Source organism: Streptomyces sp. NH27 (genome assembly GCF_056859195.1).
In genome coordinates, this window is sequence record NZ_JACEGK010000439.1 from 1 (window position 1) to 6,776 (window position 6,776).

Annotated in this window: 6 protein-coding genes and 1 pseudogene; 1 reads left to right on the top strand and 6 read right to left on the bottom strand. The window is 72.5% G+C overall.

Features of this window, described 5'->3' with window-relative positions; translation table 11 throughout:
• From AC13HU_RS28490 to AC13HU_RS28510, 5 genes are all read right to left on the bottom strand, one after another.
• Positions 1-1,205, bottom strand: a 1,205-nt coding sequence (locus tag AC13HU_RS28490; protein WP_483044833.1) for a cytochrome P450, incomplete at its 3' end; no start/stop codon positions are given.
• Entirely contained in the window at positions 1,202-1,810 is a 609-nt protein-coding gene (locus tag AC13HU_RS28495) for a GTP-binding protein (protein ID WP_483044838.1), read from the bottom strand. The genes AC13HU_RS28490 and AC13HU_RS28495, both read right to left, overlap by 4 nt.
• A gap of 43 nt (positions 1,811-1,853) precedes the next feature.
• Entirely contained in the window at positions 1,854-2,204 is a 351-nt protein-coding gene (locus AC13HU_RS28500) for a DUF742 domain-containing protein (protein ID WP_483044834.1), read from the bottom strand.
• A complete protein-coding gene (locus AC13HU_RS28505; protein ID WP_483044835.1) occupies positions 2,201-2,635 on the bottom strand; it encodes a roadblock/LC7 domain-containing protein in 435 nt (144 codons plus the stop codon). The genes AC13HU_RS28500 and AC13HU_RS28505 overlap by 4 nt, the downstream gene beginning before the upstream one ends.
• Positions 2,636-2,637: 2 nt before the next feature.
• On the bottom strand, positions 2,638-4,266 hold the full coding sequence (locus AC13HU_RS28510) for a sensor histidine kinase (RefSeq protein ID WP_483044836.1): 1,629 nt from the start codon (positions 4,264-4,266) through the stop codon (positions 2,638-2,640).
• Between the two features lie 619 nt (positions 4,267-4,885).
• Between AC13HU_RS28510 and AC13HU_RS28515 the strand changes: the two genes are divergently transcribed.
• Entirely contained in the window at positions 4,886-5,926 is a 1,041-nt protein-coding gene (locus tag AC13HU_RS28515) for an AraC-like ligand-binding domain-containing protein (protein ID WP_483044837.1), read from the top strand.
• Positions 5,927-6,441: 515 nt separating this feature from the next.
• Here the strand turns inward: AC13HU_RS28515 and AC13HU_RS28520 are convergent.
• Positions 6,442-6,776, bottom strand: a pseudogene (locus AC13HU_RS28520) (hypothetical protein); the annotation flags it as partial.

The following is a 6,776-nucleotide window of genomic DNA, read 5'->3' on the forward strand; positions in this document are numbered from 1 at the left end:
GTGACCGGCAGCGCGGCGAGCGCGCGGTGCCAGGGACCGGGCCGCCAGGTCAACTCCTCGGCGGGGACGGCCAGATCCATCTCCGGCAGCGCGTCGACGAGGTGGACCAGGGCGGTCTCGGCGATCAGGTAGGCGTGCGACTTGGCCGGGCAGGCGTGCGGGCCGTTGCTCCAGGCCAGGTGGGCGCGGTTGCCGACCCGGTGGGACGGCGCCGCGCCGATCGACGGGTCGTTGTTCGCGGCGGACATGCAGATGACGACCGGCTGGTGCGCGGGCAGCAGCACCCCGTCGACGTCCATCTGCCGCGGCGGGTACGACACGCAGTACGACGCCATCGGCGGGTCGGTGAAGAGCAGTTCGTCCAGCGCGTCACGCACCGACAGGCTGCCGGCGTGCAGGTTGCCGGAGAACCGGTCGTCGGTGAGCAGCAGCCGCAGCGTGTTGGTGATCAGGTTGGTGGTCGGCTCGATACCGGCGCCGTAGAGCGTGACCAGCTGGTGGTCCATCTCCTCGTCGGAGAGCGCCGCTTGGTGGCCGATCAGCCAGCTGGTGATGTCCGCGCCGGGGGTGGTGCGCTTGCTGGTGGTCAGGTTGCGCACCGCCTGGCCGAGCATCGCGTTGCCCGCGTCGGCGTCCACACCCTCGAAGATCGCGGCCATGCCGTCGGCGACCTGCTGGCCGATCTCGGGCGGGCAGCCCAGCATCTCGTTGAGCACGCGGAAGGCGATCGGCCAGGCGTACTGCGTGAGCAGGTCGGCCGCGCCGGTGGGGCTGAACTGGGCGATGGTCTCGGCGGCGACCTGCTCCACGGTGGCCCGCAGATGGTGCTGGTTGACCTGGTCCAGGCTCGCGGTGTTCGCCCCGCGGTAGCGGTGGTGCTCCGCGCCGGCGGAGCGCAGCGCGTTCGGCCGCCACTCCATCATCGGCTTCACCGGGCAGCCGTCGGGCACGTCGCGCTGCCACACCCGCGGGTCGGCCGGGAAGCGCTGCGGGTCGTTGAGGATGCGCAGCGCCTGCGGGTAGCCGATGACGAGGGTGGCGGGGACGCCGGGGGACAGCTCCACCGGCACCAGCGGGCCGAACTCCGCCCGCATCCGGTCGTAGGCGCCGTGCGGGTCGGAGGCGAACTCCTGGGTGTAGAGCGGCACCCGCCGGCCCGGCGGGTGAGCGGCGGGCGCGGGATCGGCGTAGGGCGGAGACGTCACGGGCGGGGCTCCAGTTGGCGGGTGGACAGGTATTCGACGAGCGTGATCAGCGCGCCGACGCACGACTGCCGGTCCCGCGCGTCGCAGGTGGTCAGCGGGGTGGTCTCGTCGAGGTCGAGGGCCTGGCGGACCTCGTCCAGCGGGTACTCGACCCCGTCGTCGAAGCGGTTTATGGCCACGGCGTACGGCGTGCGGTACTCCTCCAGCAGGTCCAGGACGTCGTGGCAGCGGTCCAGGTCCCGGGTGTCGACCAGCACCAGCGCGCCGAGCGCGCCGTCGGCCAGCCCCTCCCACAGCGGCTTGAAGCGCACCTGGCCGGGGGTGCCGAACAGGTACAGCACCAGGCTCTCGTTGAGGTGCAGCCGGCCGAAGTCCATGGCCACGGTGGTGGTGGTCTTCTGCGGGGTGCCGCGCAGGTCGTCCACGCCGATGCTGGCTTCGGTCATGGGCTCGTCCATCCGCAGCACGAGCGGCGCGACGGTGCCCACCAGCGTGGTCTTGCCGACCCCGAACGGCCCGGTGACCAGCAGCTTCGCCGAGCGGGTGATGGTGGAGGGGAGGTAGTCGAAGCCGAGCGGCGTAGCGGCGCCGTCGTCGTCGGCCAGGGTGGTGCCGCCGGACGGGCCGATCCCTTCGGACAGGCCGGCGTCAGGCGATGGAGCGGAGGCCATGCAGCACTTCCTTCAGCAGGTCGGTGGACGGCGCGTCGGCGCGGGTACGCCGGACCGGCGCCGCGAGGTGGCCGGAGTCGATCAGACTGGAGACCAGAATCCTGACCACCGACGGCGGCAGTTCCAGCCCGGCGGCGATCTCCGCCACCGCCAGCACTCCGCCGCGGCAGAGCACGAACACCCGGCGGGCGTCCGGCTCCAGTCCTTGCACCGGGGCGGGCGCGGCGATCACCAGGGACTCCAGGCGTACGTCGCGGGAGGGGCGGCTGCGCCCGCCGGTGCGGACGTAGGGCCTGACCACATCCGGGTCACGCCGCGGGCCGCTCACCTCGCCCGACCTCCCTCGCCGACGGGTCGGCGCTCCCTGCTGACCAGCTCGTGGCCGACCCGCTGGGCCAGCGCGTTCATCCGCTCGCTGATCAGGCCGATGTCGCTGTCGAGTTCGGCGCAGACCGCCAGCAGCGAGTTCTCCGCGGCGGCCGACGTCAGCCCGATCCACTGGTCGGTCTCGATCAGGTGCTGGCGCACCGCGTTGGACTCGCCCCGCCGGCCGGTGACCTCGGCCCAGGCCAGCCCGGCCGCCCGCAGCGCCGCCGTCACGGCCGCGAGCTTGTCGCCGGTGTCCTTGTCGATGGTCTTGGTGTACGAGCTGAGCAGGCCGTCGGATGTCATGTGGACCGCGAACCGCACGCCCGGGCAATTGCCGAGATGCTCGTCGAGGAGCCACCCCAGCGCATTGTCGTCGTGAGCTTTCAACATGGTCAGGAATCGCCCTTCGAAGTGGCCGACGTGTTCTCCGACGTGCCCCGCCGGTCGGTGCCCCAGCGGTGGTCCGGCAGATCTTCCCGCGGGCCCTCGTCCGGCCGGCTCTCCGGTGCCGGTGCCGGCGCCGGTTCCGACAGCGCCCGGCCGCGGCGGGACCCGTCGGCCCACGCGGCGGCGATGTCCGGCCGGCCCGGCCGGGTCTCGGTCACCGGCGGGGCGGGCGCGTCGGGTGCGGGCGCCGGCTGCGGCCGGCGCCGGCGGCGGGTCAACCCGCTCGCCGTGGTGGCCGGTTGGGCGCCGAGCGCCCCGTCGTGGCGGGCGTCGGGTCCGTACGAGGGTGCCGCCGTGTACGGCTGCGGGTCCTGGGCGGCCGGTACCGGCTGCGGGCTCTGCGCGGCCTGCACCGGTTGCGGGCTCTGCGCGTGCTGGCCGGCGTAACCGGACTGTGCCTGCGGCCTGTTCGGGTGGCCCTGTCCGGGGACGTACGGCTGGTCGGCGCGGTGGCCGGCGGGCTGGTCGGCCGGCAGCGTGGTCAGCAGCGCGGCGGGCACGAACACCAGCGCCCGGGTGCCGCCGAACAGGTTGGGCGCTTCGAGGTCGATCCGGAAGCCGTAGCGCGCGGCGAGCTGGGCCGCGACCCGGAAACCGGTCTGCGGGTACGCGCCGAGCGCGTGGATGTCCAGCGACTGCCTGCCGCTGAGGATCTCCCGGGCCCGTTCCAGCTGTTCGGCGCTCATCTGCAGGCCGGCGTCGTCCACGATCACCGTCACGCCGTTGTGCCCGGTCCGGAAGGAGACCTCCGCGTAGGAGGTCGGCGGGGCGTAGCGGACGGCGTTGTCGAGCAGGATCGCCAGGGTGTGCACCAGCGCCTCGACCGCGCGCGGCACCACGGCCTGGTCCAACTCCTGTGCCCGCACCCGCTCGTAGTTCTGGATACGGCCCATCGCGGCGCGCGCGATGTCGGTGAACTCGGTGGCCGGCTGCCGGCGGCCGAGGGTGCCGCCGGACAGCACCATGTAGCCCTGGGCGATACGCAGCATCTGCTGGGCGGTGTGGTCGATCTCCATCAGCGTCTCGTACGCGTCGTCGCCGTGGTGCCGGCGCACGCCCCCGCTGACCTCCTCGGCGAGTTCGGCACCGAGGCTCACCAGGGCCGAGGCGAAGGTCAGTACCGCGGCGCGGGTGGCGTCGCGGGCGTCCTCGTGGGCCTTCGCCACCTGCTGTTCGGCGGCGTCCTGCGTGTCGCGCCGGGTCTGCCGGACCAACGCGGTGTGCTGGGAGACCAGTTCCTCGATGCGCTGCGCAGCGGGGGTGCCGGCCAGCGGCTGCGGCAGCACGAACTCGACCTCGCGGTCCTCGCCCGGCTCCAGCGCCGCCGCGGTGGCCTCGCCCAGGCCGGCCGAGGCCAGGTAGCCCAGCGCGTCCTCCAACGCTCGCTGATGGTCGGCGAGTTGACGTACCCGCTCCTGCTCGGCCAGTACCGCGGCGTGGCTCTGTGCGTGCTGCTGCTCGGCCTGCCGTTGCCGGGTGCGGGCGATACGGCGGAACCGCAGAGCCGCACCGCAGGCGGCCAGCGCGATGGCCAACAGCAGCGCAGCGGCCGCCTCCTGTATCAAAGTACTCATCAGATCCTCAGTCAGGAATCAGGACGCGGCTCAACGCCCGTCCGGGGTTGGCGGTGTCTGGAGACGCTGACAGACGATGACGGCGGCAGGCCCGGGACAAGCGGTGCCGCGCGGCTGGCGACCACCAGTTCTGGCGCCTGCGCAGGGCGCTGCTGACGGCCCGGGTCACCTGCCTGTCCTCACCGTCGGGGGTGCGGCGGCTCGCTGGATCACACCGATCGGCAACCGGAATGAGCGGGTGTGGGGCCTGGCCGAACCGACCGTATGGCGCGAGTGGTTCGGGGCGCCATACTGGATTCGATTGTGGCCGGCCGATTGGGAACGGCCCTTGTGCGGGCACTTTGCGATCATATACAGACGGCCGTTCGGCGCCAAGCCGCTGCAATTGCACGCCGCGCGTATGTGTGGAAGAAGGCGGCGAATTCGGGCGAGTCGTTCGAGCAAACAACCGAATTGTCCACCCCTTCGAGGGTCGTGGCAGCCGTGGCCGCGTTGGTGGGCGCGGCGGATGGCCGCGATGGTGGGCGCACCGGGCCCCGGGCCGACGTCGTATGCGGTCGCGGCCAGGTACGGAGTGGGAGCCTACCGTTACATAGGCCGAAAGGAGTTGGTGTCGCCGATGCTGACCGAGACCGTGTTCCGCAGTGACGACCTTCCGGCGGCGGAACGGTTCGACGCGTGGCGCGACCTGATGGACCGCACGCACGCCCCGCTGCGGCTGGAGAGCGAGCGCGCCGCCGACTTCCACGCCCGCCAGCGGCTGATCGACCTCGGCCCGGTGGCCATGTGGCCTGCGACTTACCAGCAGTTGACGTTCTTCAGGACACCGCGGCTGATCAGCAAGTCCGACCCGGAGAGCTACCACCTGTCCTTGATCCTGGACGGGGCCGGGGGCGTGACCTGGGAGCGGAGCGAGAACACCTACCGGGCGCTGGACTTCCACGTCAACGACTCCTCCCGGTCATACCGGATCTGGACCGGCGACGGCCCGATCTCCACCGTCGGCATGGAGATCCCGAAGGCGCTGCTGCCCCTGCCGCCGGCCCGGGTGGACCGGGTGATCGGCCGGCACCTCACCGGCAGGCAGGGATTCGGCGCGCTCCTCGCCCAGTTCCTCACCCGGATCGCCGCGGACACCACGGCCTACCGCCCGGTCGACGGGCCGCGCCTCGGCACGGTGCTGGTGGACCTGGTCGCCGCGATGTTCGCGCAGAGCCTGGAGTCCGAGGCCGCGCTCGCCCCGGAGACCCGTACCCGGGCGCTGACCCTGCAGATCAAGTCATACATTCAACACCACTTGCACGAAACGGAGTTGACGCCGAGTCGGGTCGCCGAGGCGCACCACATCTCGCGCGGCTACCTGCACCGGCTCTTTCAGGGAGAGGCCGAGACGGTCGCCGGGTACATTCGCGGCCGGCGTCTCGACGGCGCCCGGCGCGACCTGTCCGACCCGGCGTTGGCGGCCACCGCGGTCCATGTCATCGCCACCCGCTGGGGTTTCCCGCGCGCCGCCGACTTCTCCCGCGCCTTCCGCGCCGCGTACGGCGTCGCACCGACCGAATACCGGGCGCGGGCAATGGAGTCGGGCGGCGGCCGCCCGGCTGACGAGCCCCCGTGTCGAGTGGACGCATTGCCAACGCGACTGGCGACTGCCCGCTAGGGACACGGCGCCGCGGGCCGGGCAACATGAGTGCCGCCTCCTCCCGTGTGATGCCGCGGCGGCGGCCGGGCCCGTACACCCTGCTGCGCCCGCCATCCGGGAGGAGGCACCCTTCCTTTCGCCCGGCCACGCCCGGGTGAACCCCCGCGCCCGCGGCCCGAAATCCGGTATAGGGTTCCCCGCCGAATACGATCGGCGTTAACCGTCTCATACGGTCGGCGTTCACCCGCCGAATGTGGCCGGCGCTCACCTTTCGAATGTGGTCGGCGTTCCCCACGGAACAGGGCCAGTGGTGCCCCGTCGAATACGGCCGGCCTGCCATTCGCCCGGGCAACACCCTTACGTCCGGCCCGAAGCGGCGGAATTCCCGCGCCGCGGATACGGAACGGGGAAACTCGCGGAAGTCGGCGCCCCCGCAACCGGTGAGGGCGGGGCCGGCGGCCGGCGGACGGGTGCCCGAAGGGTGCCCCGAAGAACCCGGAAGAGGGGCGCCGGGAGGCCACCCCCGAAGGGGTCTAACGGGAAGCCCGGGCGGTTCGCGCGGCAGCCAGCCGCAGGCCCTCCGTGTAGGCCGCGGCGGCGATCACCCGGGGGAGTTCGGCCCGCCGCTCGTACAGCAGGTGCCGGGTCGCCCAGTGCGGGTGGTACCCCGCGTACGTCTGCTCGCCGTCGGACGGCGCGAGGTTGAGCGAGACACGGACCACGCCCGCCAGCGGTTCCGCGCCGAGGTACGCCCGCAGCAGCACCTCGGTGAGGACGAGGTCGACCGGGCCCTGCCCGGACTCCTGGTCGTGCCGCAGCAGCGCCAGCGTCAGGCCGTCCTCGCCCCACGGCACGAACACCAGCAGCG